We start from the raw sequence: 23726 nt of genomic DNA, 5'->3' as shown, positions 1-23726 counted from the left end.
TGTTTGCGGCTCGCCAGGGAACCGTATTAGCTAATAGCGCCAGCGAGTTCCGGCACGACCGTGAACAGGTCGCCCACGAGGCCGTAATCGGCCACGCTGAAGATTGGCGCTTCCTCGTCCTTGTTGATCGCGACGATGACCTTCGAGTCCTTCATGCCGGCCAGATGCTGGATCGCACCCGAGATGCCCACTGCCACGTACAGCTGCGGCGCGACGATCTTGCCGGTCTGACCGACCTGGTAGTCGTTCGGGACGTAGCCGGCGTCGACGGCTGCGCGCGAGGCGCCCAGGGCTGCGTTGAGCTTGTCCGCGAGCGGCTCCAGCACCTTCGTGTAGTTCTCGCCGCTGCCGAGACCCCGGCCACCCGAAACGATGATCTTCGCGCTCGTGAGTTCCGGACGGTCGAGCTTCGTGACTTCGCGGCTCACGAACTGTGAGAGTCCGCTGTCTGCTGCGGCTTCGATCTTCTCGACCGCTGCGTTGCCGCCTTCGGCCGCAACCGCATCAAACGCCGTCGTACGCACGGTAATGACCTTGACCGGATCGGCCGATTGCACCGTCGCGATCGCGTTGCCCGCGTAGACCGGACGCTCGAACGTGTCGGCACTGTGCACCGCGGTGATGTCGCTGATCTGGGCGACGTCGAGCTTCGCCGCGATACGCGGGGTGACGTTCTTGCCCGCAGCGGTTGCCGGAGCCAGGATGTGTGAGTAGTCCTTTGCGATATTGAGGACCGTCGCTTCGACGTTCTCCGCGAGGCCCTGCTCGAGTTGCGGCGCGTCGGCCAACAGCACCTTCGTAACGCCTACGATTTTCGCGGCTGTGTCGGCAGCGGCTTGCGCATCGTGGCCTGCGATCAGCACATGCACGTCTCCACCAATCTTCCGCGCTGCGGCGACCGTGTTCAGCGTCGCGGCCTTGATCGACTGATTGTCGTGTTCGGCTATTACCAGATTCACCAGATTCGTCATCTTGTTTCGCTCCCCTTACAGCACCTTGGCTTCGGTTTTCAGCTTCTCGATCAGCGCGGCAACGTCCGGCACCTTCACGCCTGCCGAACGCTTCGGCGGCTCGGCAACTTTCAGCGTTTTAAGCCGGGGCGCGACGTCGACACCCAGATCCGATGGCTGGATCGTCTCCAAAGGCTTCTTCTTCGCCTTCATGATGTTCGGCAGCGTGACGTAGCGCGGCTCGTTCAGGCGCAGATCCGTCGTGACGACGGCGGGCAGCTCGAGCGACAGCGTTTCCGCGCCACCATCCACTTCGCGCGAAACCGTGGCCGTGCCGTCTGCTACGACCACCTTCGAAGCGAACGTCGCTTGCGGCAGGTTCGCCAGCGCAGCGAGCATCTGCCCGGTCTGGTTCGAATCGTCGTCGATGGCCTGCTTGCCGAGAATGACCAGTTGCGGCTGTTCCTTGTCGACCAGCGCTTTCAAAAGCTTCGCCACGGCCAGCGGCTGCAGATCGTCGTTCGACTCGACCAGCACGGCGCGATCCGCACCGATAGCGAGGGCCGTGCGCAGCGTTTCCTGGGCCTGCGCAACACCGCACGAAACGGCGATTACCTCGGTCGCCACGCCGGCTTCCTTCAGACGCACCGCTTCTTCCACGGCAATTTCATCGAACGGGTTCATCGAGAACTTCACGTTGGCGATATCCACCCCCGTGCCGTCCGACTTCACTCGAACCTTCACGTTGTAATCGACCACGCGCTTGACGGGCACCAGAATTTTCAAGCTCTTTCTCCTCGATAGGGGCAATGCTTTCGTCGCTGACGAAGACCTTCGTCACTGTGACAGACGCGTGAGCTGCGCGGAATTCAGCTTTGTGGAAGGCGTGCTTCGAGCGCGCTAAAGCGGCGCCGCGCAACCTGCATGGGCGCGAAGCGTCGCATGAAAGCAGCGCGCGCCGCAATCGTCCGTTCGAACGAAGCGGCGCGCATGGAAGCGAGAGGGGAGTGTCAGTTCTTCTTGTCGCGCACGAAGCGCAGTGCGAAGCGCACGAGCCGCGGCATGGTTTCGGGCCGCAGCAGACGCTTGTCGTAGCCCGCAAAGCGCCGATCGTTTTCGGCGAGACACAGGTGCATGAGTTCCGGCACGCTGATGTCGACGTCCGTCACCTGCTGCGCGCCGTTCATCGTGAAGTTGTTGTCGTGCCGGTGTTCGTTGCCCTCGGCATCCATGGCGCGCGCGAGGCCGACGCGTTCCCACGCCAGAAACGCCCAGACGCCGGCCACCTTCAGCTCGAAGCGAATGCGCTGCCACCAGTTGAGCCGGGCGCGATGCCAGGCCACCCAGTTCGCGAACAGCAGGATATGGCGGCATTCTTCCTGCATGACGGGCTCGAACGTGTCGATCAGTTCGGGCGGAAAGAGGCCCGAGCGATGCGCCACTTCGAAGAGGCCGAACGCGAAGAAGCTGTCGACGCATTCGCTGTACCCCGTCACGAGGTAGGCCCATTCGGCGTCCTTGGGATACACGTAGGGCGGCTCGCTCGCGAGCTTGATGCCGTACGCCGCCACCATGCGCGAGAGCACTTCCTTGTGGCGGTTCTCCTCCCACGCGTTGAGTGCGAGCGCATCGCGCATCACGGCGTCGTCGAGCGAGGCGGCATAGGCGGCCATGCGCAGGCGCGCGCGGCCTTCCGTTTGCACGGCAATGTCCCAGATGGGCAGGTCGGTAATGCGCTTGAGCGCCGCGGGTTCGAGCTGCGGCCAGTCGAGTACCGAGGGCCGGTAAGGATTGAAGGTCTCGCGGAACATGCGGCACATCTCGTCGCGATGGACGTCGGAGCCGGGCGTGAGCGCACCGGTGACACGGCTCGTCCAGTGGCGCGTGTTGCGCTCGGCGGCGTCGAGCGTCTCGCGGTCCGGACGCTCGACGGGCAACGCGGGCGCGCTGAAGCCGGGAATGAGTTGCGACGCATCGAAGGCGTCGAGGATCAGGTCGTCCATCTCGCTGTTCTTTTGCTGGTGGCTAACGCACGCGATGTTTTCGCGGTCGCCGGGATGCATAAGAGATTGCAGTCGTCGCCAGAGCTTACTTCGAACCGGCACAACGCGCGACGAGCACGACGTGCCGTCGAATCGTTAGCTATCGTTCATGCGCGTGAACGTCGGGCGCGGCTTCGATATTCAATGCATCTCGTTCGACGCAATAATGCCCCGGTCCATATCGAATCGTTGAACAATCGAAACAATCGCGGCGCGAACGCTCGTGCCTGAGCATTGCGCTGCGGCACGCATGCGCGCAACAGTCTAATTAAGCAGGTAGAGTACTGCTGACCGGCCTGCCGTTGCGCCGTCTGAATTCAGGCGGCGCAACGGGGGCCGGCGGCAACGGCATGAAGACAGTCGGTCAAGGGGGCGTCGCATGCGGGCAACGCCGCGGCGCCTGGACACTCCAGCTAACCGGAAACCTGCCTGTGCGCATCCTGTCGATATTCGGTACGCGGCCCGAAGCCATCAAGATGGCGCCGCTCGTCAAACGTCTCGAAGCGCAACCCGGCGTGCAGTCCGTCGTCTGCGTGACGGGACAACATCAGACCATGCTGCAGCAGGTCCTCGACCTGTTCGGCATCGTGCCCGCGCACAACCTCGGTGCGATGACCGCGAACCAGACGCTCAATGGTCTCGCCGGGCGCCTGTTCGCCGGGCTCGACGACGTGCTCGCCGCCGAGCAGCCCGAGCGCGTGCTCGTGCACGGCGACACCCTGACGAGCATGGCGGGCGCCATTGCCGCCTTTCATCGGCGCATCCCGGTCGGGCACGTGGAGGCCGGGCTGCGCACCGGCAATCTGTTCGAGCCGTGGCCCGAGGAAATGAACCGGCGCGTGGTGGACGTCGTGAGCGATCTGCTCTTCGCGCCGACCGCTAGCTCGCAGGCGAACCTCGAAGCGGAGGCGTTGGCCGGGCGCGTGGTCGTGACGGGCAATACCGTGATCGATGCGCTGCACCTCATGTGCGAGCGGCTCGACAACGACGCGGCGTTGCGCGAGCGCCTCGACGCGCAGTTTCCGTTTCTCGAACCCGCCGACACCGGCCGCCCGTTGCTGCTCGTCACCGGGCATCGGCGCGAGAGTTTCGGCGCGGGCTTCGAGCATATCTGCGCGGCGCTCGCCACGCTCGCGCATTCCGGCAAGATGCAGATCGTCTATCCCGTGCATCTGAATCCCAACGTGCGCGGCCCCGTGCTCGCCACGCTCGGCAATGCACCCAACGTTCACCTCACCGATCCGCTCGACTACCCCGAGTTCGTGCGCCTCATGCAGCGCGCGGCGATCGTGCTGACCGATTCGGGCGGCGTGCAGGAGGAGGCGCCCGCGCTCGGCAAGCCGGTGCTCGTGATGCGCGACGTGACCGAGCGCCCCGAAGCGCTCGCCGCGGGCACCGTGAAGCTGATCGGCACCGACCGGACCGCGATCGTGCGCGCGGTGCTCGAACTCGTCGAGAACGAGGACGAGCGGCGCGCCTACGCGCGGCGCGTCAATCCGTACGGCGACGGGCACGCTTCGGAGCGCATCGTCGCGGCGCTCACCGGGCAGCCGTTCGAGCCGTTCCCGAGTCGCGAGTTGCCAGGCTACCGGCATCCGGTGGTCGCCATGAGGCCGGAGCCCGGCGAGGCGGACGAGGCCGACGCGGCGCCTTGACGGCGGTTCGATGGCGACGCATCAGTTGCATCGCAGTGCCAGGCAATCAGTGCATTCCAAAGGCGGGATGGCAAGGACCGCCACTCGGCGGATGCGCCGCCGCGCCGACACCATGAGGCATGACACGTGAGATTCGATCCGATCGGGCAGGGGCGCGCAGCGGGGCGCAAGGGCGTGGGCGCGCCGGTTTGCGTCTATGTGGCCGCAGCGTTGCTCGCGGTGCTGGGGCACTGTGCATATGCGGCGCCTGGCGAACTGGCCGGTGCGTTCGCACAGCTCGGAGCCGGGCGCGTGGAATCGCGAACCGTGTCGCTGGCCGATCTCGGCGTGCGCGATCCGGTCGTGCTGCGCGCCCCCGATGCGACTCAGGAACTCTATCTGCCGGTGCCCGCGGGCTTGCCGATCAGCAACGCGACGCTGCAGCTCGACGCGAACTATCTGCGCGGCAACGGCGGGCGCACGACCTTCCTGCTCTCGCTCGACGGCTCGCCCGTGCAGGCGCGCAACGTCACCGACGCGCAGGGCGACGGCTCGCTCAGCATCGGCGTCGATGGCGGGCCGCGCCCTTCGGGCTTCGTGCGTGTGGGGCTGCAATGGTCGTCGGTGCTCAACGAAAACGTCTGCACGGACCAGACGGCGATCGGCAACGTCTGGCAGGTCGCGCCCACCACGCGCCTCACGTATCAGTTCGACACGTCGGCCGTCAACGACGTGCGCACCGCGTGGAGCGCGCTGCCTGCGAAACCCGTGGTGCTCGTGAGCGGCGGCAAGCTCGATGGCGCGGCTTACGACGTGGCGTGGCGGCTCGAAGCCCTGTTGATGCGCGGCGGCGCGACGCCCGTCACGACGCGCATGCCCGCGGTGGGCGACACCGTGAATCCCGGCACCGTGCAGGTGCCGGCCGCGTTGCAGGCGGTGCCCGCTTTTGCTGCGCTGGCAGCGGGCGGTTCGCACAAGATCGCCAATCCGGCGGAACTCGGTGCACTCATCGCGCTCGCGCCGGCGGGCGCCTTCGCGCCCAACGTCGTGGTCGCCGACGACGCGCTGCGCGCGCAAGCGGGCGCGGCGCTCGATGCATTGCGCGGCGAAGTGCTGGCGGTTTCCGCCGACGCCGCGAGCGCCTTCGACGCGTGGCGCACGCATTCCGGCGGCGCACTTGCCGCGCCGTTCGAGAAGGGCGAATTGCGCCTCGCGCATCTGGGGGGCCTGCCTACCGTGGTGGTCGGCGACGACACCGGCGTGAGCGCGCTTTCGCGCACGTGGAGCGGCATCGACGTGTCGCGCCGGCTCGTCGTGCACGAACTGGCCGCGTCGCCGAACCTGAGCGCAGGGGGGTCGAGCGACCGGATCGCGCTTTCGCTGATCGGCGGCACGCCGCGAACGTTAGAGGTGCTGACGAGCGCGGCATGGGAGGCCAATTTTGATCTCGCGGCCGTCTCCGGCGATGGACGGATTCCGCGCCGCGTGGTGCTCGATCTGGCCGCCGCGCCCGCGGCGGACCGCAATGGCCAGACGGCGTCGATCTTCTTCAACGGCGTGCTGATCGGCTCGCACCTGCTCGACACCGACGGCCACGCGCAACGCGTAAGCGCGGACATCCCCGTGTATGCGCTCGGCACCACCAATGCGCTGCGCGTGCTGTTCCAGCGCCAGCCGGCGGGCGGCTGCCGCCCGCGCGAGCAGGGCTATCCCGCGGCCGTGCTGCCGGGCAGCCATCTGGTCATCGGCAAGGGACCGCTCGGCGAAAACTTCACGGGCATGGTGGCGCGTTTTTCGCGCACAGCAAATGTGCTCGTGCCCGACGCCTATCTGGCCGACCCGGTAACGACGCTGCCGCGCATGGCGCGGCTCGCCAACGCGGCGGGCGTGGCGCCCACGCGCGCGACGCTCCAGGTGGTGCCGAACGGCCAGAGCGCGCAGCCGAAAGACGCGTTCCTCGCCGCCGATGTCGCGCTCGACAGCGAGGCGGGCCACGCGAGCTTTGCAAACGGCCGCCTCACGCTCAAGGGGCGCGGCGGCTCGATGCTCGTCGACATGTCGGGTCTCGCGAATCTCGGCCTGATCCAGGTGGTGCGCTCGGGCACGACGCCTGGCATCGTCTACCGCAGCGTGGGCGAGGCCCCGGTTCTGCCGCCCGGCATGCAGTTGCAGCAGGGCGACGTGGCGATCGTCGATGCGAGCGGCGTGCTCAAGACCTTCGACACGCAGTATCCCGGCGGCGTGCCGCCGACGGACGATCAGCGCGCGTGGCTCACGCGTCACTGGGCGGGCTGGGGCGTGCCGAGCATTGCCATCGCGGTGATGGTGCTGCTGCTGCTCGCAGCGGGCTTCGCGCGCAAGCGGGCGCGGGCGAGGACGGCGGCGGCCGCCGCGGCGCGCGCGGCGCAGGAGAGCGCCGAAAACCCGGACAACAAGCAGAGCGGATCGTGAGCGCGAACGCCATCGACTGGTGGCTCAACTATTATGCCGGCCGTTACTACGAGGGCATGGAGTATCTCGCCGCGGTGGTGGCGGTGGTGATCCTGCTGTCGAGCATCGACGATCTCTTTATCGATGCGTGGTACTGGGTCCGCCGCATCATCCGCCACTACACGATCGAGCGCCGCTACGAACCGTTGCGCGCCGAGCAGCTCTACACGCGCGAGCAGCAGCCGCTGGCGATCATGGTGCCCGCGTGGCGCGAGGAGGATGTGATCGCCTCGATGGTCACCGACCTCGTGCGCGTGCTCGACTACAAGAACTATGTCGTGTTCGCCGGCACCTACCAGAACGACGCGGCGACGATTGCCGAAGTCGAGCGCATGCGGCGGCGCTACAAGCAGCTCCACCGCGTGGAGGTGCCGCACGACGGTCCCACCTGCAAGGCCGATTGCCTGAACTGGATCGTGCAGGCGATCTTTCGCATGGAGAAGGAAACCGGCATCGAATTCGCGGGCGTGATCCTGCACGACAGCGAGGACGTGCTGCATCCGCTCGAGTTGCGCTTCTTCAACTACCTGTTGCCGCGCAAGGACATGATCCAGTTGCCGGTGGCGTCGCTCGAGCGCGAATGGTACGAACTCGTCGCGGGCACCTATATGGACGAGTTCGCCGAATGGCATGCGAAGGATCTCGTGGTGCGCGAGAGCCTGGCCGGCACGGTGCCGTCGGCCGGCGTGGGCACGTGTTTTTCGCGCCGCGCGCTGGCCGGGCTCGCGGAGGAAACGCAGAACCAGCCCTTCAACACGGAGACGCTGACCGAAGACTACGACGTGGGCGAGCGCCTTGGCCGCATGGGCATGCATTCGATTTTTGCGCGCTTTCCCGTGGAGTTCGCCACGCGGCGCAAGTCGTGGTTCGGCTTCGGGCCCGAGCGCGACGTCACGCTGACCATGCCGCTATGCGTGCGCGAGTTCTTTCCCGATACGTTTCGGACCGCTTACCGTCAGCGCGCGCGCTGGACGCTCGGCATCGGCCTGCAAGGCTGGGAGCAGACGGGCTGGGTCGGCACGATCGCCAACCGGTATCTGCTCGCGCGCGACCGCAAGGGCATCGTCACGGCGTTCGTCGGCATCATTGCCTACGTGCTGCTCGCGCAGTTCCTGCTCTTCGCGTACGCCGAGTTTCTCGGCATTCGGCCGGAACTGGTCGCCTCGCCGTTCGCGGGCTCGCGCTTTCTTACCATCGTGCTGTGGGCCAACGGTGTCGCGCTGCTGCTGCGCGTGATCCAGCGCGTCTACTTCGTGTCGCGGCTCTACGGCTGGGAGCATGGCGTGCTGTCGGTGCCGCGCATGGTGATCGGCAACTTCGTGAACTTCATGGCGGTCTCGCGCGCGTGGAAGATGTATCTCGCGTATCTGGTCACCGGCAAGCGGCTCGTGTGGGACAAGACCATGCACGACTTCCCGTCGTCGGACGGCTTCACGGACCGCCGGCAACGCCTCGGCGAACTGCTGCTTTCGTGGCAGGCGATCGGCCCGAAGGAGCTGGAGCAGGCGCTGGCCCAGGAGCACGCGCAGGAAGCGCCGCTCGGGCGCGTGTTGATGGCGCAGGGCTGGCTCGACGAGGAAACGCTCGCGGAGGCCATCGCGTTCCAGGCGGACCTGCCGCGCGGCCGGCTCGATCGCGAACGGCTCACGCGTTACGCGAGCGACCTGCCGATCGAATATGCGGTGCGTTACCGCGTGCTGCCGCAAGGCGACGACGGCAAGGGGCATGAAGTGCTGCTGTGCGCGAGCCCGCTCGCGCAGGCGGCGCTCGCTGAATTGCAGGCCCAATGCGCGTTGCCGATCGTGCAGCGCATCGTGCGCGAGGGCGAGGTGGCGGACGGCTTGCGCCTGTTGCGCGGCGTGCCGCCGGCGCAGGTGCGCGAGGCGCATGACGCGAAGGCGGACGCCGAAGCGCACGGCGCCGCCACGCCGGGCGTGCCGCTGCTCGGCGACCTGTTGATCGAACGCGGCGCGGTCAAGCGCGCCGCGTTCGAAGGCGCGTTGCAACGCTATCGGCCCGCCGAGCACGGACGGATCGGCGATTTCATGGTGGAGCAGGGCGTGATCACACGCGATGCGCTGGCTGCGGCGATCGCGGAGCAGGAACGCCTGCGCGCCGAAGGTGCAGCCGCGTCATGAGACGGACTCCGAAGCGTTTTCCGGCGACGCGATCTTCATCCGGCTGGGGTGGGGGTGTGCCGCGTCGTGCGGCGATGCCGCGTGCGCTCCTGCTCGCCGCGTTGTGGGCGGCGCTCGCGGGCGCGGGGCGCGCTCAGGCCGAGGCGTTGCCGCAGGGTACGCAGCCGTTGCCGTTGCCGTTGAGCGGTGCGGCCTATCGCGTCGCCCAGCAAGGCTACGACGCTTATGCGCGCCACGACTACGCGGCGGCGGAGCGCTATGCGCGCGAGGCGATCCGGCAACGGCCCGATCTCGCCACGCTACGCTTGTTGCTCGCGAACTCCCAGGCGGCGCGCGGGCAATGGCGCGAGGCGAGCCGCACGCTCTCCGACGCGATCGCGCAGATCGGTCCCGATGCGGCGCTCACGGCCCGGCGGCGCGAGGTCGATGCGCAGGTGGCGGCGCTGGCGCGGCCGGGCGCGCCAACCGCTGGCGGCCGCACGGCGCGCGCCGCGCCGCCGCCGGGTTCCGGTCCGCCCGACTACCTGACCGGTCGGGCATGGCAGCTTGCTCAGGACGCCTACAAATCATACGGCGCGAAGCAATACGACGCCGCCTGGCGCGAGGCGAATGCCGTCATCGCGTTGCGGCCCGACATCTTGCGTCTGCGGCTGCTCGCCATCGACGCCGCCGCGGCGGGCGGCCACGACCGCGAAGCCTGGCAGGCTGCGCAGGACGCGCAGCGGCGTTTCGGCGACAGCGAGGCGCTGCGCGAGCGCCGCACGCAGATCGGCGCGCGGCTCGCGCCCGCGGCGGTGCAGGCGGCCCAGGCGGCGCGCACGCGCGGCGACACCGCGCAGGCTGTCGCGCTCATGCATGAGGCGATCGGCTACGCGCCGCTGCAACTGGGCAACCGGCTGCTGCTGTGCGAGATGCTGCTCGAACAGAACGACATGGCGGGCCTCGAGGCGGCGGCGGGCGAGGCGATTGCATCGGGTGCCACGCCGACGCTGATGCCGTACGTGTTGCGCGGCTATGCACGCGCAGCGCAGGGCAGGTCGGCGCAGGCCGATGAGGATTTCGCGCAGGCGCTGCTGAGCGAAGGCGCCTCGCTGCGCGACGAGCGCGTGGCGCACGCGATCATTGCCGATGTGTGGACGGCCGAAGGGCAGCCGCAGCGCGCGCTCGACCTGCTGGCCACGCTGCCGCCCGTCGGCGACGATACCGATGCCCTGATCGCCATGCGCCGCTACTACGCGCGCGCGGCGCTCGCGCAGTCCGCCGCGCCGACCTCGCCGGCTACGCCCGGTGAGCGGGTGGCCACGGCGGCGCGCCCGGTGCTCGACTGCACGGTGGACCAGTACGGCAGCGCCTGCGACGTCTATGCGGCCGATCCCGGCTTTGCGTACCGGCGCGCGGCAATCGTCGCGGCGCAGCGCGGCGATCAGGCGGCCGCGCTCGACGCGCAGCGCCGCGCAGTCGCCGCGGACCCGCGCAATCCGCAGCATCGGCTCGAACTGATCGACGCGCTCACCGCGGCGGGCGACACCGAAGGCGCGAAGCGCGAAGCGCGCGCGATGGCCGACGCGGGCCTGCTCGACGCGCTGCCGCCGCTTTCCGCTGCCTACGTCGCGCAGCGCGCGGGAGACGACCGCCGTGCTTCCACGTACTTCGCGCAGGCGGACGCTGCCGGCCAACTCCCGCCGCAAGCCACCGGCGATGCCGGCTACAGCGCTTACCGCGCGACGTTCGACGCGCTGGCCGCAAGCTATTTCAGGCGCGCGATCGACTACGGCACCTCGCCACCACCGGGCGTCGCGCCTGCCACGCTGGTGCAGCTGCAAGACCTGCGCAACGCGCACGCCGACGTCACACGCGACTGGGGCGCGATCGCCTCGGTCAACTATCGCGGCGCTGGGCTGCAGCCCGGCGTGTCGACCGGCGAGGTGCCCGGCTCGTACAACAACTGGCAGATGGGTGTCGAAGGATACTGGCGGCCGTTCGGCACGCTCGGCGACCGCAACTTCGAGGTCTACGCGCGCGTCTATCAGGACGTCGGCGCAAAGGGCGACGCGCCGAGCGGCATCTCCACGGCGCTCGGAGCGATCGGCGCGCGCGCCAAGCCGTTCGAATCGATCAACGCGGTGGTGGCGTTCGAGCGGCTCATCCCCATCGGCTCGCGCGCGCCTTCCGACTGGCTGCTGCGCCTCGCCTACTCGGGCGGCATCGGCACCGAGCGGCGCCTCGACGTGCCTTCGTGGTGGACGGTGCAGGACTATGGCGAAGTCGGCCATTACGTGAGCAACGGCTGGAACTACGGTACGGGCTATATCGAGGCGGGCCGCACGTGGCGGCTCGACACCATCAGCCCGAAGCTCACGGTCTTTCCGTACGCGGTGGCCGGCGTGGACTACGATTCGAGCATCAACCGCAGCGCGCCGGTCGGCATGGGCGTGGGCGTCTCGACGCGCTACTGGTTCCGCGACAGCTTTTACGACGCGCCGCGCTCCTACGTCGACGTGACGGTGCAGTACCGCTGGCGCATCACGGGCGACGACCGGGCGGGCGGCGTGTTCTTCGGTGCCGTGCTCTCTTATTGAGGAAACCTGATGATGGTGCGCAGAAAGGCTCGAGGCATCGCGGACGAGGCAGAGGCGGGCGGCCGAACGCGCTTGCGTGCGCGGCCGCGCTACGCGCGCCTCGCATGCGCGGCGCTGTGCGCGCTCGCTGCCGCCGGATGCACGCTGCAGGTGCCCGCACACGCGGATGCGCTCGCGCAAGGCATCGTCTGGCAGCCTGACAACGACCATCTCGACTTGCGCGGCGACTGGGACCGGTTGGGCGTCAACGAGCTATTGGTGCAATGGATCGCCGTGGATGACGTCGCGTTCATGGCGGGCGCGGGCATTCCCGCGCCGCGCGTGCCCGACTGGGTGCGCATTGCCAGCGAACCGTGGGCGCGCGGCGTGATCGTCGGCCTCGCGGGCTATTCGGACGAAAAGAAAGCGCGCGAGAACCTCGAGACGCTCGTCGATCGTTCACTGAAGCTCGCGGCCGTGCGCCCGCCGGTGCACATCACGGGCTGGTATTTCCCGGTCGAAGTCGATCCCACCTGGACCGACGCGCCACGCATGGCGCCGCTACTGAAGAAGCTGCCGCATCCGCTGTGGATCAGCGTGTACGACACCAGCAACATCGGCGGCGAGGCGCTCGCGAAATGGCTCGACTCCTGGCTGCCGCGCGATGTCGGCGTGTTGCTGCAGGACGGCTGCGGCGTCTATGCGCGCGGCCCGGCGGCGGCGCGCGAATATGCGGATGCGCTGTCCGCGCATCTGGGCCACAAGCGCGTGCGCATCATCGCGGAGGCGTTCCGGCCCAAACAGGGCGGCGGCTTTCGCGCGGCCACGGCCGCCGAGCTGGCGCCGCAGCTCGAGGCGTATCACGGATATCGCGTGTATCTCTTCGACGGGCCGCACTACATGTCGCCGGAACTCGTCGAGGGCCTGCTGCAGCAGCAGAAGGCGCGGGGCGCGGCACAGTAGCGGGTCGTATGGAAAACGCGGCGAACGCGTAACGCGCGCTCGGCGCGTTCGCGGACTTCAGCGCAATTGCGCGAAGGCGATCAACAGGACCATGCCGCCGATGGCGCCGTCGAGCACGCGCCACGCACCCGCACGCCGGAACAGCGGCGCGAGCACGCGCGCACCGTAGCCGAGCGCGACGAACCACACGGCGCTCACGAACATCGCGCCGATCGCGAAGGCGAGGCGGCTGCCCTGCGGTTCGCGCGCGCCGGCCGTGCCGATCAGCAGGAAGGTGTCGAGATACACGTGCGGATTGAGCCAGGTGAACGCGAGCGTCATGAGGATGATCGGCCAGGCGCGTTGCTCGGGCGCATCCGCCGCGGCCTGGCTCTCCAGCACCGCGTGCGACGGACGCACCGCACGACGCAGTGCGCCGATGCCGAACCACACGAGCCAGGCGAGGCCCACGTACAGCACGATGTGCACGAAGGTCGGATAGCGCTCGACGAGCGCGGAGGCGCCGCCGACCCCCGCGCCGATCAGCACGAAGTCGGACAGTGCGCAGAGCAGGACGATCTTGCCGACGTGCGAGCGCAGGATGCCCTGACGCAGCACGAACGCATTTTGTGCGCCGATCGTGACGATGAGCGAGGCGCAGAGCGCCGCGCCGTGAGTGAAAGCGAGCCAGTTCATGACGGTTGCGGAGAAAGTAGGGGCCGCGGGCGGCGCGGGGCGCGGCGCCTGCGGTCATTGGACATCGACAGGGAATGGCGCTAGTCTGCCGCGATGAGCCACATAAGCAAAGCTCATTTTCATTAACCAGATTAAGGAACGCTAATGCTCGACTATGCCTTGCTCGATGCGCTCGCCGCCGTCGTGCGGCACGGTTCGTTCGATCGCGCCGCGGGCGCGCTCAATGTCACGCCGTCGGCGGTTTCGCAGCGCGTGAAGCTGCTGGAGGAGCGCGTGGGCACCGTGCTCGTGAAGCGCGGCCAGCCTTGCGTCGCGACGGCTTCCGGCGCGCTGCTGTGCCGTCACACGGAGCGCGTGCAGTTGCTCGAGGCGGAGCTGGGCGGGGCAATGCCGACCTTCACGAGCGCGCTGGGGGCGGCGCGGCCGACACTGCGCGTGGCCGTCAACGACGACAGCGTGGGCACCTGGTTCATCGACGCCGTGGCGGGCTTCTGCGTCGAACGCGGCGTTCTGCTCGACCTCGTGATCGACGACCAGGATCACACCGCGCAACGCATGCGCGACGGCAGCGTGCAGGGCGCCGTCACGACGCAGGCCGAGCCCGTGCAGGGCTGCCGCTCGACGCGCCTCGGACGCATGCGCTACCTCGCGGTGTGCTCGCCGGCGTTCTTCGAGCGGCATTTCGCGCAAGGGGTGACGCGCGACACGCTGCGCCACGCGCCGTGCGTCGAGTTCAACCCCAAGGATCAACTGCAAAAGCGCTTCATTCGCCGTATCACGCGCGCGCAGATCGACGCGCCGCTGCACTGGATTCCCCACGTGGCCGGGTTTCTGCGCTGCTGCCTGAACGGTCTGGGCTGGGGCATGTGCCCCGAGCGCATGATCGCGCCGCATCTCGCGCGCGGCGAACTCGTCGAACTCACGCCCGGCCGCGCGCTCGACGTCGAACTGTACTGGCAGAGCTGGCGGCTTTCCATTGGCTGGCTCGACGACTTCGGCGCCATGCTCAAGGTGCGCGCCGGCGAATTTCTCGATCAGGGCCGCGGCGCGTAAGACGCGCGCCGCGCGATATCTTCATTCGTTTGTCTTTATCCGCGGATTCAATGGTGGATTAGTGTGCTGACTTTCGGTGCGGACGAAAGTGCTCGTAACATCACCGTTTTGTTGCAATTCGTCTCCTGTGAGTTGCACAATGTCGGCATTGGCGCGCGGCAATGCGGCTAAAGCAATATTCGAAATCCATTAATTGCTTTTCGAATAGTGGAATGCTTCGATATTCCATGGGTGTGGAGAACGCAAGCTTCGTGCGAGAATTTCGCGTCCAATAGACTGACGTTTAGTATGTGATATGTCTGATGCACCTATGTCGAATAGGTGCATTGCGTTTCATTGATCGGTCACGTCCCGTGTGTAAGAGTGGAGTCCGCGCGATCCCGGTACAGCCTGTGAGAGCGGCCATGGACGGGCATTTCAGGCTATATGCCTGCGCGCGGCGAAGCGGGCGCTGTAACAATTCAGTTATGTGGAAAAGTCGTGCGACTAGTGACATCCAGCCTGAAACCGGTTATTTTTTCCGCAGTGAGATTGTTAAGTATCGTCAAATCGGCAAAAAAGTTCACGGATGTAAAGAAACCAACATTGGAGGCTTACAGTCGGAACTGAAAGCTCTGCCATCTCGTTTTTTGCGTTTGGCATTATCGTGTGAAAATTGCGTTTTTCCTGTGGATTGCGAGTTGGACACGCTATAATCCGGACGTGGCAGAGTGCTTATTCGACCGGCATATTTGAATCGTTTCCACGTGCACGAGGTGCATTATGACGAAATTAGATACCGGCAGCGTTTGGCAACAAACCATTGACCTTCTGTCCGCGGCTTCCGAGCCGTTGAGCCTGGACAGCGAATTCGAAGGCGGCAGAAGCTGCAAACCGGTACCCATCACACGCGGCGCATCGGAGGCGGCCAACCGGCGGCGCGCCACCGTCCGTTCGTGGGATGCGCAGGGCATCACCTTGATCCGGCGGCATGATCCGGACAGCATCACCGTTTGCTGGAGCGACGCCACCTATGGCCGCTACTCCGACCAGTTGTGGCGGGTCTGCACGGCGCGCCGCAGCGCGGTCTGTGCGCTGACCGGCGAGAAGATCCGCCGCGGCGACGCGGTGTTCCGGCCGAGCCCGAATCGCCGTCATCGCCCGGCCAACGCCGACGCAATGATCCTTGCGAGCAAGCTCGACAACCTGCCCAACGCCGTGGTCGCGGCGCGTCTGGACGAGGCGCTGGCCGCCTGAGCGGCGTCCCCGGGCGCACCGGTCGCCCGCGCGGGTATGCCACCCGCTCACCAGCCACGCGGCTGAGCCACACCTCGTCATGCCGATGTCATAGCTGCACAAGAACAAAACGGCGCCCCAAGGGGCGCCGTTGTTCGTTTGCCGGTCGAAAGGCGGGGCGCCACCGTGCGCCGGGGCGGGCGCAACCGGCCCCCGCCCCGGCGGCGCACCGCTCACACGGTCGCATCGCGGGCGTTTTCCTCTTCGAGCGCGTCGCGCGTCTCGGGCATTGCCAGCCAGACCATCAGCACCGCCGCGGCGCCTGCGCTCGCGAGCGCGAGGAAGCTCACCGTATTGCCCAGGTGATCGGCGATAAAGCCGGCCAGCGCCGTCGAAAGCGTCGCCCCGATCCCCGCCGACAGTCCGAAGAGCCCGATACACAGGTTATAGCGACCTTTGCCGCCCGCCACGTCGGCGGCGATCAGCGGGAGCATCACGCCGAACACGGCGGCCGACAGGCCGTCGAGCATTTGCACCGGCACGAGGAAATACGGGTTGCCGACGGCGGCGAACAGCAGCGCCCGCAGCGGCAGCGCGCAAAAGCCGAGAATCAGCACGGGGCGGCGCCCCCAGGCCTGCGCGGTGCGGCCGACCCAGGGCGACATCAACGCGACGATGGCTTGCGGCACGATGATGCACGCCGCGATCACGAGCTGGACGTTGTCGCCCATGCCGGCCGTCACTTCGCCGGCGGCGAGGTTGAGCATCGCGGCGTTCGAGAGGTGGAACAGCACCACGCAGGCCGCGAAGGTCAGCATGCGCCGGTCGCGCAGCAGGTCGAAGATCGTTTCGCGCGGTTCGCCGGCGACTGCCGCGCCGGCCTTGCCGGGCCTGGCCGCGGGTTTGGCGTACGCGGCGTTCTGGTCGTACTCGATCATCACGAGCGCGACGAGCGCGGGCAACGCGAGCGCGGCCGTCAGCCAGAACACGGAGCGCGGCGACCAGTACTCGCCGCACAAGCCCATCAGGCCGGCGGCCACCGCACTGCCGATCGAGGCCCAGCGCGCGTTGCGGCCGAGCCGGTCGCCCAGGTTCTGGCGGCCCACCAGCGCGAGCGCGAGCGCTGCCATGGCCGGCACGAGCATGCAGCTGGCAAAGCCGTGGAAGATCTCGGCGGCCATCACGGCCACGACGGTCGGGCTCGCGGCGAGCAGGACGGCCGAGATGATGATCGCGATAATCGCCCACGCGGCGGCGGCCTTCTTGTTGCGCAGGGCGTCCACCGCCGCGCCGCCCGGCACCTGGCTCACCATTGCGCTGATCGTGCCCACCGATAGCGCCAGGCCAATCTCGCCCTGGGTCCATTTGTGCGACGCCAGATACGAGGCAATGAACGGCCCGAAGCCCGTCTGCACGTTCGCCACGAAGAAGTTCAGCCAGTCGAGAGCGCGCACGCTGCGCTGGCTTGGATTGGGTTGTTGCATGGTGCCGTCCGTCATTTGGCACCGTGGGCATTGGCCGCCGAGGCGACGGGCGAGGCAGCGGGCGCTGCTTGCGCAGCCGAGGCAGCCGAAGCGGCCGGCGCCGGGGCCGGCGGCGGGGCGGCCGGCGTCACCGCATGCACCGGCTGGTCGGGCGCGTAGGGCGGCGAGGCATCCACCTGCTGATCGCTCATTTCGAGCTGCGCTTCGAGCGTGTTGTTCTTCGTGACGAAGCGCAGCGCCGACCAGTCGGCCGCGATCGTATGACGTTTCTCGAGCGTGCCGCTCACGTCGAGCACCACGGCCTGCGGGGCGGCGCTGCCGTCGAGCAGCACGTCGACCACGCGGCCCACCTTGCCGCCGTTGGCGCGTTCCACGTCCGCGTCGAGCATGGGCAGGCGCGTCGCGCTCGCTTCGGGGTTGCCGGGCTGCGGCGCACCGGCCTTGGGCCGGTCGGGGATCTGCAGCTGGCTGGCCGGCAGGGCGAGCGTGATGGCGGGCGTTTTCGCCTGGGTGTTCACGCGCACGCCGCTCCACGGGAAATTGGCCTTGCGGTCGCCAATGCCCATGAAGCCTTGCAGGTTCACCACGACGTCGACGGGCTTGCCGCCGGGGCCCGTGACCATGTCGACGGCGCGGCCCACGACCTTGCCGTCGGTCTTTTGCACTTCGCTGTCGAGCAGCGTGCGGAAGGTGCCGCGCTCGAGCGTGCGCACCTGCACGATGGGCGCCGGGGGCGGCGCCGGCGGGGCGCTGGCGGGCGCTGGCGGCAGTGGCGCCGGTCGGCGGCGGTGCACCGGCGCGGGGCGCGGCTTCTTCGGCGAGGGCTTGATCGTGGCCTCCGTTTCCGGCTCGCTCGCGGCTTCCGGCGCGGACGCTGCCTCGGGCTCGCTCGCGGCCGGCTCGGGCTCCGTGGCCACGGGCGCTTCCGGTTCGGGCGGCGGGGCCGGCCGGAACAGGCTGCAGCCCGAAAGCGTGAGCAGCATCAGCAGCGTCAGGGCATACGGGAAGTGAAAAACGGGACGTGTGGAACGCAAGAAGCCGCGTCTCATCTACTGAAACTCCTTGGAGCGGCCGGCGCGGCGCGCGCGCGGCAGGGGGAAACCGGGTCGGGATGCGTGAGTGTAACCCGCGCACCGGCCCGATCCGCTTAATGACGGCGTGAGCGAATGGCGTCGGCGAACGGCGCGGGTGACCGGCTGGGCAACTCGCCGCAAGCGCCGCGCCGGGACGATCGCGCTTCGTCATACGAAACCGGCTCCGGTCCGCGCGCTAACGGCCCGCTTCACGCCCAGGTGTAAACGCGGGGCCGGGCCTCACGTCGCGCCCTGTACACGGGCATATAAGCATCGCGGCATGAACTCAATGCGAATCGTGCGATGGGAGCGCAAATCGTGTTCGCCTAACCTTCGCTCCATCCATAAAGAGATGTCAAAACGATGAGCGCCGGGAAGTTGACGAAGGCGCCGGCAACGCGTCGACACGACTAAATCATTCGAGACAAACCTGATGACGGATCGGGCTGGTGAGCCGTGAACCGTTTCAGCATGCTGATAAAGGAGGCACTCACCATGATCGAACCCCACGCGCAGCCGCTTGCCGGTGCGACCGCCGCCGAAGTCGAGTCCACAGATGCATTGGGCCCGGCCTCGGGATTCATCGACCGTTATTTCGACGTCGCCGCGCGCGGCAGCTCGCTGCGTCAGGAGGCGATTGCGGGCGTCACGACCTTCCTCGCGATGGTCTATTCCGTGTTCGTCGTGCCGGGCATGCTCGGCAAGGCGGGCTTCGACACCAGCGCCGTGTTCGTGGCCGTGTGCCTGACCACGGCGTTCGGCTCGCTGCTCATGGGCCTGTGGGCGCGCCTGCCGATCGCCATCGGCTGCGCCATCTCGCTGACGGCGTTCACCGCCTTCGGCCTCGTGCTCGGCAAGGGCCTGAAGCCCGAAGTGGCGCTCGGCGCGGTGTTCCTGATGGGCCTCGTGTTCACGGGCATTTCGGTGACGGGCGTGCGCTCGTGGATCCTGCGCAACCTGCCGCACGGCATCGCGCATGGCACGGGCATCGGCATCGGCCTGTTCCTGCTGCTGATCGCCGCCAATGACGTGGGCCTCGTGGTCAAGAATCCGGGCGCGGGCCTGCCGGTTTCGCTCGGCCATATCACCTCGCTGCCCGTGATCCTTTCGGTGGTCGGCCTCGCCGCGATCTTCGGCCTCGTGCGCCGCCGCGTGCCGGGCTCGATCCTGATCGTGATCGTCGCGATCTCGGCGCTCGGTCTCGCCATCGATCCGGCCGTGAGCTTTCATGGCGTGTTCGCGTGGCCTTCGCTGTCGGCGCCGGGCCATGCCTCGCTGATCGGCGCGATGGACATCAAGGGCGCGCTCTCGCTCGCCGTGCTGCCGAGCGTGCTGGCACTCGTGATGACGGCCGTGTTCGACGCCACCGGCACGATCCGCGCCGTGGCGGGGCAGGCGGGCCAGCTCGACGCGAACGGGCGCATCGTCAACGGCGGGCGCGCGCTCACGGCCGACTCGGTCAGTTCGATCTTCTCGGGCTTCCTGGGCGGCGCACCGGCGGCGGCCTATATCGAATCGACGGTAGGCGTGGCAGCGGGCGCGAAGACGGGCCTCGCCGCCGCCACGGTGGGCGTGCTGTTCCTCGCGGTGATGTTCTTCGCGCCGCTCGCGGGCCTCGTGCCCTCGTATGCGACGGCGCCCGCGCTGATGTACGTCGGCCTCATGATGCTCTCGAGCGTGAGCCGCCTCGACATGGCCGATATGGTCGATTCGATGTCGGGCCTCGTGTGCGCCGTGTTCATCGTGCTCACGGCGAACATCGTCACGGGCATCATGCTGGGCTTCTGCACGCTCGTGATCGGCCGCGTGGTGAGCGGCGAGATCCGCAAGCTGAACGTGGGCACGGTGGTGATCGCCGGCGTGCTGGCCGCGTTCTACCTGGGCGGCTGGGCCATCTGACCATCGGATGACCCGGTCATTCGTCCGGCGGCCACGGCGGCCCGCCCGGGCGGCTGCACGGCCCGCGTCGCTTCACGGCGGCGCGGGCCGTGTGGCTTTTGCGCGCTGCTGGGTAGCGCGTTACTCCGGCAGCACGCTGTTGCGCGTCTTGCCCGCTTTGCGCGGCTTGCGTGGCCTGGGCTCCACGCCGATGCGCGGGTCGCGCGCGAGCACGAGCGCACTCAACTGCGCGGCCGTGTCTTCGAACGCCGCATCGGCTTGCGGCACATAGAGCCATTTGCCGAGCACGGGGTGCACTCGCAACGCCGGCATCGCATCGATGAGCGACGCATGGTTCTCCCGCGACGTGCAGACCAGCACGCCGTTGAACGGCGGATCGCGGTCGGCGGCGACGAGGCACAGCAGGCCGTCGAGATACGCGGCGTCGCAGCCGAACATCGGCTTGCGGATATAGCCGGCCTCGCGCTCGAAGGCGTCGAAGATCCAGAGCAGCGAGTTGCGGATTTTGGACGGCATGGCGTGACGTGGCGGAAATAGCAGGGCGCGGCGCGCAGAAATCGCCATTCTAGTGGCGGCGATGCTGCCATGCGAACCGCCGTTCGCGAATGACTAACCCGTTCCTTGACATCGCCGGCTCGTCGCCTATGCTAAACCACATGGTTAAGTATGAAGACGCTACCCTCGACCGCACCTTCGCGGCGCTCGCCGATCCCACGCGGCGCGCGCTGCTCGCACGCCTCGCGCAGCACGACGAGCTCTCGGTGAGCGCGCTCGCGCAGCCGTTCGCGATGTCGCTGCCCGCGGTCATGAAGCATCTGGACGTTCTCGCCCAGGCGGGCCTCGTCACGCGCGCGAAAACCGGCCGCACCGTCGCGTGCCGGCTCGCCGCGGGGCCGATGGAGGACGCGATGCAGTGGCTCGCGCACTATCAACGCTTCTGGAGTGAATCGCTCGATCGACTCGCCGCTTTCGTGGAGGAAGATGCATGTCTACCCAACCCGCAGCCGGACCCGGCGCTGCCCATCCAGCTCCCAGCCTCACCATCCGGCGACGCCTCAACGCCACGGCCGCGAAGGTCTACGCCGCGTGGACGCAGCCGTCGCAACTGATGCGCTGGATGCAGCCGCTCGACACCACCTGCATTCACGCCGAAGCCGACGTGCGCGTGGGCGGGCGCTTTCGCGTGATCATGCGCGGCGCGAACGGCGAGGACCACGACGTGAGCGGCACCTATCTCGAAGTCGTGCCCGACGCAAAGCTCGTCTTCACGTGGGCGTGGCGCAGCACGCCGGAGCGCGAGTCGCTCGTCACGGTGACGCTGCGCGCCGACGGTCCCGCCACCGACCTCACGCTCAAGCACGAACGCTTCTTCGACGACGCGGCGCGCGACGCGCACAACGAGGGCTGGACGAGTTCGATCGATCAACTGGTGGCGCTGTTCGACTGAATGGCGCTCATTCAAGCGCAAGGAGGAATCGAAAGATGGAATCGCACAAGATCGTTTCGCAGACCGAATGGCTGGAGGCCCGCCAGGCGCTGCTCGCCGAAGAGCGCGCCTTCACGCATGCACGGGACGCACTGGTGGCGAAGCGCCAGGCGCTGCCGTGGGTGAAGGTCGACAAGACCTATACGTTCGAGACGCCGCAAGGCCCGCGCACGCTCGCGCAGCTATTCGGGCCGCGCAGCCAGCTGGTCGTTTATCACTTCATGCTCGGGCCGGATTGGGAAGAGGGGTGCCCGGGCTGCTCGTTCCTGTCCGACCACGTGGACGGCATGCTGCCGCATCTGGAGCATCACGACGTGACTTACGTGGCCGTTTCGCGCGCGCCGCTCGCGAAGATCGAGGCGTTCAAACAACGCATGGGCTGGCGTTTTCCGTGGGTATCGTCGCATGCGAGCGACTTCAACTTCGACTATCACGTGTCGTTCGGCGAGGCCGACAAGGCGCGCGGCAAGGCGATCTACAACTACACCGAGCAGGACTACATGAGCGACGAACTGCCCGGCGTCAGCGCGTTTTATCGCGACGAAGCGGGCAACGTGTACCACACGTATTCGACCTACGCGCGCGGCGGGGAGATGCTGATCGGCACCTATGCGATGCTGGAGTTGACCGCAAAGGGACGCAACGAAGAGAAGGACATGCGCGAGTGGATGCGCCACCACGATCGCTACGAAGACGCGCCCGCGCCGTCGTCGTGCTGTGCGCACGAGAAGCAGTAGATGCGTTGGGCGGTCAGTTGTTAGCGCAACGAAAGAAAGCGGCGCCGGTCGCGAAAGAATCGTGAAAAGCGCGCTAGAGCGACATGTCGAACGCGGGGCGCAGCAGCACTTCGATCGCCATCACGATGAGTCCCATCGCGCCGGCGGCGAGCGTCAGCGTGCCATATTCGTCGTAGCGCGCGTCGTAAAGGCACGCGACGACGAACAGGATGGCGAGCAGATTGGTCAGCCAGTCGAAGTTCAGCGCGAGGAGCATCGGCGTATCCGGAGCCGGCGCATGGCGTGCGCCGGCGGGTAGTGCAAACCGCCCGGATTCTAGCGGATCGACCTTACGGATACGCAACAATTACGTGCGCTACAACACTTATTTTTGCGCGATCGGCACTTTCGGCATTGCTGTGCGGATCCAGTCCGTGACCGAAGTGCGCCGCGGCTGCCAGCCGAGCAGCGTGCGGGCGCGCTCGCCGTGCACGCGGCTGTTCGAGCCGAGGCCGTACGACGCCATTTCGTAGCCCCATTCTTCGATCGCGGCTGCGAGCGGCCAGTCCTGCGGCGCGCCCAGACCCATCACTTCGGCGAGCGCCGTGGTCATGTCGCGGAAGTTCGCCTCGCCGCTTTCCACGAAGTAGAACGTGCCCGCGGGCGTGTTGTCGAGCGCGAGGCGATAGAGTTCGGCGACGTCGTCGACATGCACGTTCGACCAGATGTTCAGGCCGCGCCCCACGTGGCGCATCACGCCGCTCTTCTGCGCCTGGCGGATGAGCCGCGGCAGCTGCACGCTCGCGGCGCCCGGCACCGCGCCCACGCCATAGATCAGCGTATTGCAGAGCACGGCGCTCTTCACGCCGCGCGCGGCGGCCGCGAGCACGAGATTGTCGATGGCCACGCGCGGCGCCTTGTCGGCGGTCGGCTCGGGCAGGGCGTCTTCGCGGTAGATGCGCTCGGTCGCCTCGCCGCCCGACGCGTCGCCCACGATGCTCGAGCCGCTCGTGTGCAGGAGCGTCTTGCCGGAGCCTTCGAGCGCGTCGATCAGCGCCTCGACCGCGCCGCGGTGGTCGCTGCTCGCCGCGTTGATCACGGCGTCTGCGGCGCGTGCTTCCGCCATCAGCGTCGCGCGGTCGTCGAGATCGCCCTGTACGGGCGTGATGCCGAGCGCTTCGAGGTCGGCGAACTGCTCGGGCCGGCGCACGAGGCCGCGCACCGTGTGGCCCGCGCGCACGAGATGCGCCGCGATCGTGCCGCCGATAAATCCGCCTGCGCCTGTCACGAAGACTTTCATGAGTGGCTCCTGATCCTGTCTTGATTGCGATGGGAGCCAGTATCGGGGCA

20 protein-coding genes are annotated in these 23726 nt (G+C 67.7%); 11 read left to right on the top strand and 9 right to left on the bottom strand.

All coding sequences use genetic code 11. The features are described from left to right. Nucleotides 1-26: 26 nt before the first annotated feature. From AB4Y35_RS15265 to AB4Y35_RS15255, 3 genes are all read right to left on the bottom strand, one after another. Complete coding sequence (locus AB4Y35_RS15265; RefSeq protein ID WP_368694744.1) at nt 27-962, bottom strand: electron transfer flavoprotein subunit alpha/FixB family protein; 936 nt, start codon at nt 960-962, stop codon at nt 27-29. 24 nt (nt 963-986) lie between these two features. Continuing rightward, complete coding sequence (locus AB4Y35_RS15260; protein ID WP_368704956.1) at nt 987-1736, bottom strand: electron transfer flavoprotein subunit beta/FixA family protein; 750 nt, start codon at nt 1734-1736, stop codon at nt 987-989. Between the two features lie 224 nt (nt 1737-1960). Continuing rightward, nucleotides 1961-2953, bottom strand: coding sequence for a ferritin-like domain-containing protein (locus tag AB4Y35_RS15255; RefSeq protein ID WP_368704955.1), 993 nt, complete (start codon nt 2951-2953; stop codon nt 1961-1963). A 470-nt stretch (nt 2954-3423) separates the two neighbouring features. Between AB4Y35_RS15255 and wecB the strand changes: the two genes are divergently transcribed. The 5 genes from wecB (at nt 3424) to AB4Y35_RS15230 (ending at nt 12775) form a co-directional block, all read left to right on the top strand. Next, the gene (gene wecB, locus AB4Y35_RS15250; RefSeq protein ID WP_368686716.1) at nt 3424-4647 is read left to right on the top strand and encodes a non-hydrolyzing UDP-N-acetylglucosamine 2-epimerase; all 1224 of its coding nucleotides are present in this window, start codon (nt 3424-3426) and stop codon (nt 4645-4647) included. 126 nt (nt 4648-4773) lie between these two features. Then, nucleotides 4774-7077: a cellulose synthase gene (locus AB4Y35_RS15245; protein ID WP_368704954.1), complete on the top strand. Its 2304-nt coding sequence runs from the start codon at nt 4774-4776 to the stop codon at nt 7075-7077. Beyond that, on the top strand, nt 7074-9254 hold the full coding sequence (locus AB4Y35_RS15240) for a glycosyl transferase family protein (RefSeq protein ID WP_368704953.1): 2181 nt from the start codon (nt 7074-7076) through the stop codon (nt 9252-9254). The genes AB4Y35_RS15245 and AB4Y35_RS15240 overlap by 4 nt, the downstream gene beginning before the upstream one ends. After that, nucleotides 9251-11833 (top strand): tetratricopeptide repeat protein, encoded by a 2583-nt coding sequence (locus AB4Y35_RS15235; RefSeq protein ID WP_368704952.1) that lies wholly within the window; start codon nt 9251-9253, stop codon nt 11831-11833. Before AB4Y35_RS15240 ends, AB4Y35_RS15235 begins: the two co-directional genes overlap by 4 nt. A gap of 9 nt (nt 11834-11842) precedes the next feature. Further along, a complete protein-coding gene (locus AB4Y35_RS15230) occupies nt 11843-12775 on the top strand; it encodes a hypothetical protein (protein WP_368704951.1) in 933 nt (310 codons plus the stop codon). A gap of 57 nt (nt 12776-12832) precedes the next feature. Here the strand turns inward: AB4Y35_RS15230 and AB4Y35_RS15225 are convergent, their stop codons facing one another. Then, nucleotides 12833-13450 carry a LysE/ArgO family amino acid transporter gene (locus AB4Y35_RS15225; protein WP_368704950.1) on the bottom strand — a complete coding sequence of 206 codons (618 nt, stop codon included), beginning with the start codon at nt 13448-13450 and terminating at the stop codon, nt 12833-12835. Nucleotides 13451-13594: 144 nt separating this feature from the next. On the opposite strand from AB4Y35_RS15225, the gene AB4Y35_RS15220 reads away from it, so the two are divergent. Then, entirely contained in the window at nt 13595-14503 is a 909-nt protein-coding gene (locus AB4Y35_RS15220) for a LysR family transcriptional regulator ArgP (protein ID WP_342925092.1), read from the top strand. A 762-nt stretch (nt 14504-15265) separates the two neighbouring features. After that, nucleotides 15266-15739, top strand: a complete 474-nt coding sequence (locus tag AB4Y35_RS15215; protein ID WP_051482004.1) for a DUF3331 domain-containing protein — start codon at nt 15266-15268, stop codon at nt 15737-15739. 212 nt (nt 15740-15951) lie between these two features. Here AB4Y35_RS15215 and AB4Y35_RS15210 read toward each other — a convergent pair whose 3' ends face one another. Further along, complete coding sequence (locus tag AB4Y35_RS15210; protein WP_368686513.1) at nt 15952-17202, bottom strand: MFS transporter; 1251 nt, start codon at nt 17200-17202, stop codon at nt 15952-15954. Between the two features lie 11 nt (nt 17203-17213). Beyond that, nucleotides 17214-18251, bottom strand: coding sequence for a PRC-barrel domain-containing protein (locus tag AB4Y35_RS15205; protein ID WP_368704949.1), 1038 nt, complete (start codon nt 18249-18251; stop codon nt 17214-17216). A 519-nt stretch (nt 18252-18770) separates the two neighbouring features. Between AB4Y35_RS15205 and AB4Y35_RS15200 the strand changes: the two genes are divergently transcribed. Then, nucleotides 18771-20174, top strand: coding sequence for an NCS2 family permease (locus AB4Y35_RS15200; RefSeq protein WP_368704948.1), 1404 nt, complete (start codon nt 18771-18773; stop codon nt 20172-20174). Nucleotides 20175-20294: 120 nt separating this feature from the next. Here the strand turns inward: AB4Y35_RS15200 and AB4Y35_RS15195 are convergent, their stop codons facing one another. Then, nucleotides 20295-20690 carry a hypothetical protein gene (locus AB4Y35_RS15195; RefSeq protein WP_342925096.1) on the bottom strand — a complete coding sequence of 132 codons (396 nt, stop codon included), beginning with the start codon at nt 20688-20690 and terminating at the stop codon, nt 20295-20297. 140 nt (nt 20691-20830) lie between these two features. Here AB4Y35_RS15195 and AB4Y35_RS15190 point away from each other — a divergent pair, with 140 nt between their 5' ends. The 3 genes from AB4Y35_RS15190 to AB4Y35_RS15180 are packed head-to-tail and all read left to right on the top strand — an operon-like array spanning nt 20831 to nt 22397. Beyond that, a complete protein-coding gene (locus tag AB4Y35_RS15190) occupies nt 20831-21283 on the top strand; it encodes an ArsR/SmtB family transcription factor (protein ID WP_368704947.1) in 453 nt (150 codons plus the stop codon). Then, the gene (locus tag AB4Y35_RS15185; protein ID WP_368705413.1) at nt 21217-21621 is read left to right on the top strand and encodes an SRPBCC domain-containing protein; all 405 of its coding nucleotides are present in this window, start codon (nt 21217-21219) and stop codon (nt 21619-21621) included. Before AB4Y35_RS15190 ends, AB4Y35_RS15185 begins: the two co-directional genes overlap by 67 nt. Nucleotides 21622-21656: 35 nt before the next feature. Next, entirely contained in the window at nt 21657-22397 is a 741-nt protein-coding gene (locus tag AB4Y35_RS15180; protein ID WP_368704946.1) for a DUF899 domain-containing protein, read from the top strand. 73 nt (nt 22398-22470) lie between these two features. Here the strand turns inward: AB4Y35_RS15180 and AB4Y35_RS15175 are convergent, their stop codons facing one another. Both AB4Y35_RS15175 and AB4Y35_RS15170 read right to left on the bottom strand, forming a co-directional pair. After that, the gene (locus tag AB4Y35_RS15175; protein ID WP_110388606.1) at nt 22471-22653 is read right to left on the bottom strand and encodes a hypothetical protein; all 183 of its coding nucleotides are present in this window, start codon (nt 22651-22653) and stop codon (nt 22471-22473) included. 108 nt (nt 22654-22761) lie between these two features. Then, the gene (locus AB4Y35_RS15170) at nt 22762-23676 is read right to left on the bottom strand and encodes an NAD-dependent epimerase/dehydratase family protein (protein ID WP_368704945.1); all 915 of its coding nucleotides are present in this window, start codon (nt 23674-23676) and stop codon (nt 22762-22764) included. Between the last annotated feature and the right edge of the window lie 50 nt (nt 23677-23726).

Origin of the sequence: Paraburkholderia sp. EG286A (assembly GCF_040965375.1) — a bacterium.
Classification (GTDB): Bacteria; Pseudomonadota; Gammaproteobacteria; order Burkholderiales; family Burkholderiaceae; genus Paraburkholderia.
The sequence above is the reverse complement of the archived record's forward strand: the minus strand, read 5'-3'. Positions and strand labels throughout refer to the sequence as shown.

Excerpts from the sequence above, each read along its gene's own strand:
- AB4Y35_RS15230 (WP_368704951.1), top strand. The coding sequence starts at position 11,843 with ATGATGGTGCGCAGAAAGGCTCGAGGCATCGCGGACGAGGCAGAGGCG.
- AB4Y35_RS15195 (WP_342925096.1), bottom strand. The coding sequence starts at position 20,690 with ATGCCGTCCAAAATCCGCAACTCGCTGCTCTGGATCTTCGACGCCTTC.
- AB4Y35_RS15180 (WP_368704946.1), top strand. The coding sequence starts at position 21,657 with ATGGAATCGCACAAGATCGTTTCGCAGACCGAATGGCTGGAGGCCCGC.
- AB4Y35_RS15255 (WP_368704955.1), bottom strand. The coding sequence starts at position 2,953 with ATGGACGACCTGATCCTCGACGCCTTCGATGCGTCGCAACTCATTCCC.
- AB4Y35_RS15220 (WP_342925092.1), top strand. The coding sequence starts at position 13,595 with ATGCTCGACTATGCCTTGCTCGATGCGCTCGCCGCCGTCGTGCGGCAC.
- AB4Y35_RS15200 (WP_368704948.1), top strand. The coding sequence starts at position 18,771 with ATGATCGAACCCCACGCGCAGCCGCTTGCCGGTGCGACCGCCGCCGAA.
- AB4Y35_RS15225 (WP_368704950.1), bottom strand. The coding sequence starts at position 13,450 with ATGAACTGGCTCGCTTTCACTCACGGCGCGGCGCTCTGCGCCTCGCTC.
- AB4Y35_RS15170 (WP_368704945.1), bottom strand. The coding sequence starts at position 23,676 with ATGAAAGTCTTCGTGACAGGCGCAGGCGGATTTATCGGCGGCACGATC.
- AB4Y35_RS15175 (WP_110388606.1), bottom strand. The coding sequence starts at position 22,653 with ATGCTCCTCGCGCTGAACTTCGACTGGCTGACCAATCTGCTCGCCATC.
- AB4Y35_RS15190 (WP_368704947.1), top strand. The coding sequence starts at position 20,831 with ATGGTTAAGTATGAAGACGCTACCCTCGACCGCACCTTCGCGGCGCTC.
- AB4Y35_RS15205 (WP_368704949.1), bottom strand. The coding sequence starts at position 18,251 with ATGAGACGCGGCTTCTTGCGTTCCACACGTCCCGTTTTTCACTTCCCG.
- AB4Y35_RS15215 (WP_051482004.1), top strand. The coding sequence starts at position 15,266 with ATGACGAAATTAGATACCGGCAGCGTTTGGCAACAAACCATTGACCTT.
- AB4Y35_RS15210 (WP_368686513.1), bottom strand. The coding sequence starts at position 17,202 with ATGCAACAACCCAATCCAAGCCAGCGCAGCGTGCGCGCTCTCGACTGG.
- AB4Y35_RS15235 (WP_368704952.1), top strand. The coding sequence starts at position 9,251 with ATGAGACGGACTCCGAAGCGTTTTCCGGCGACGCGATCTTCATCCGGC.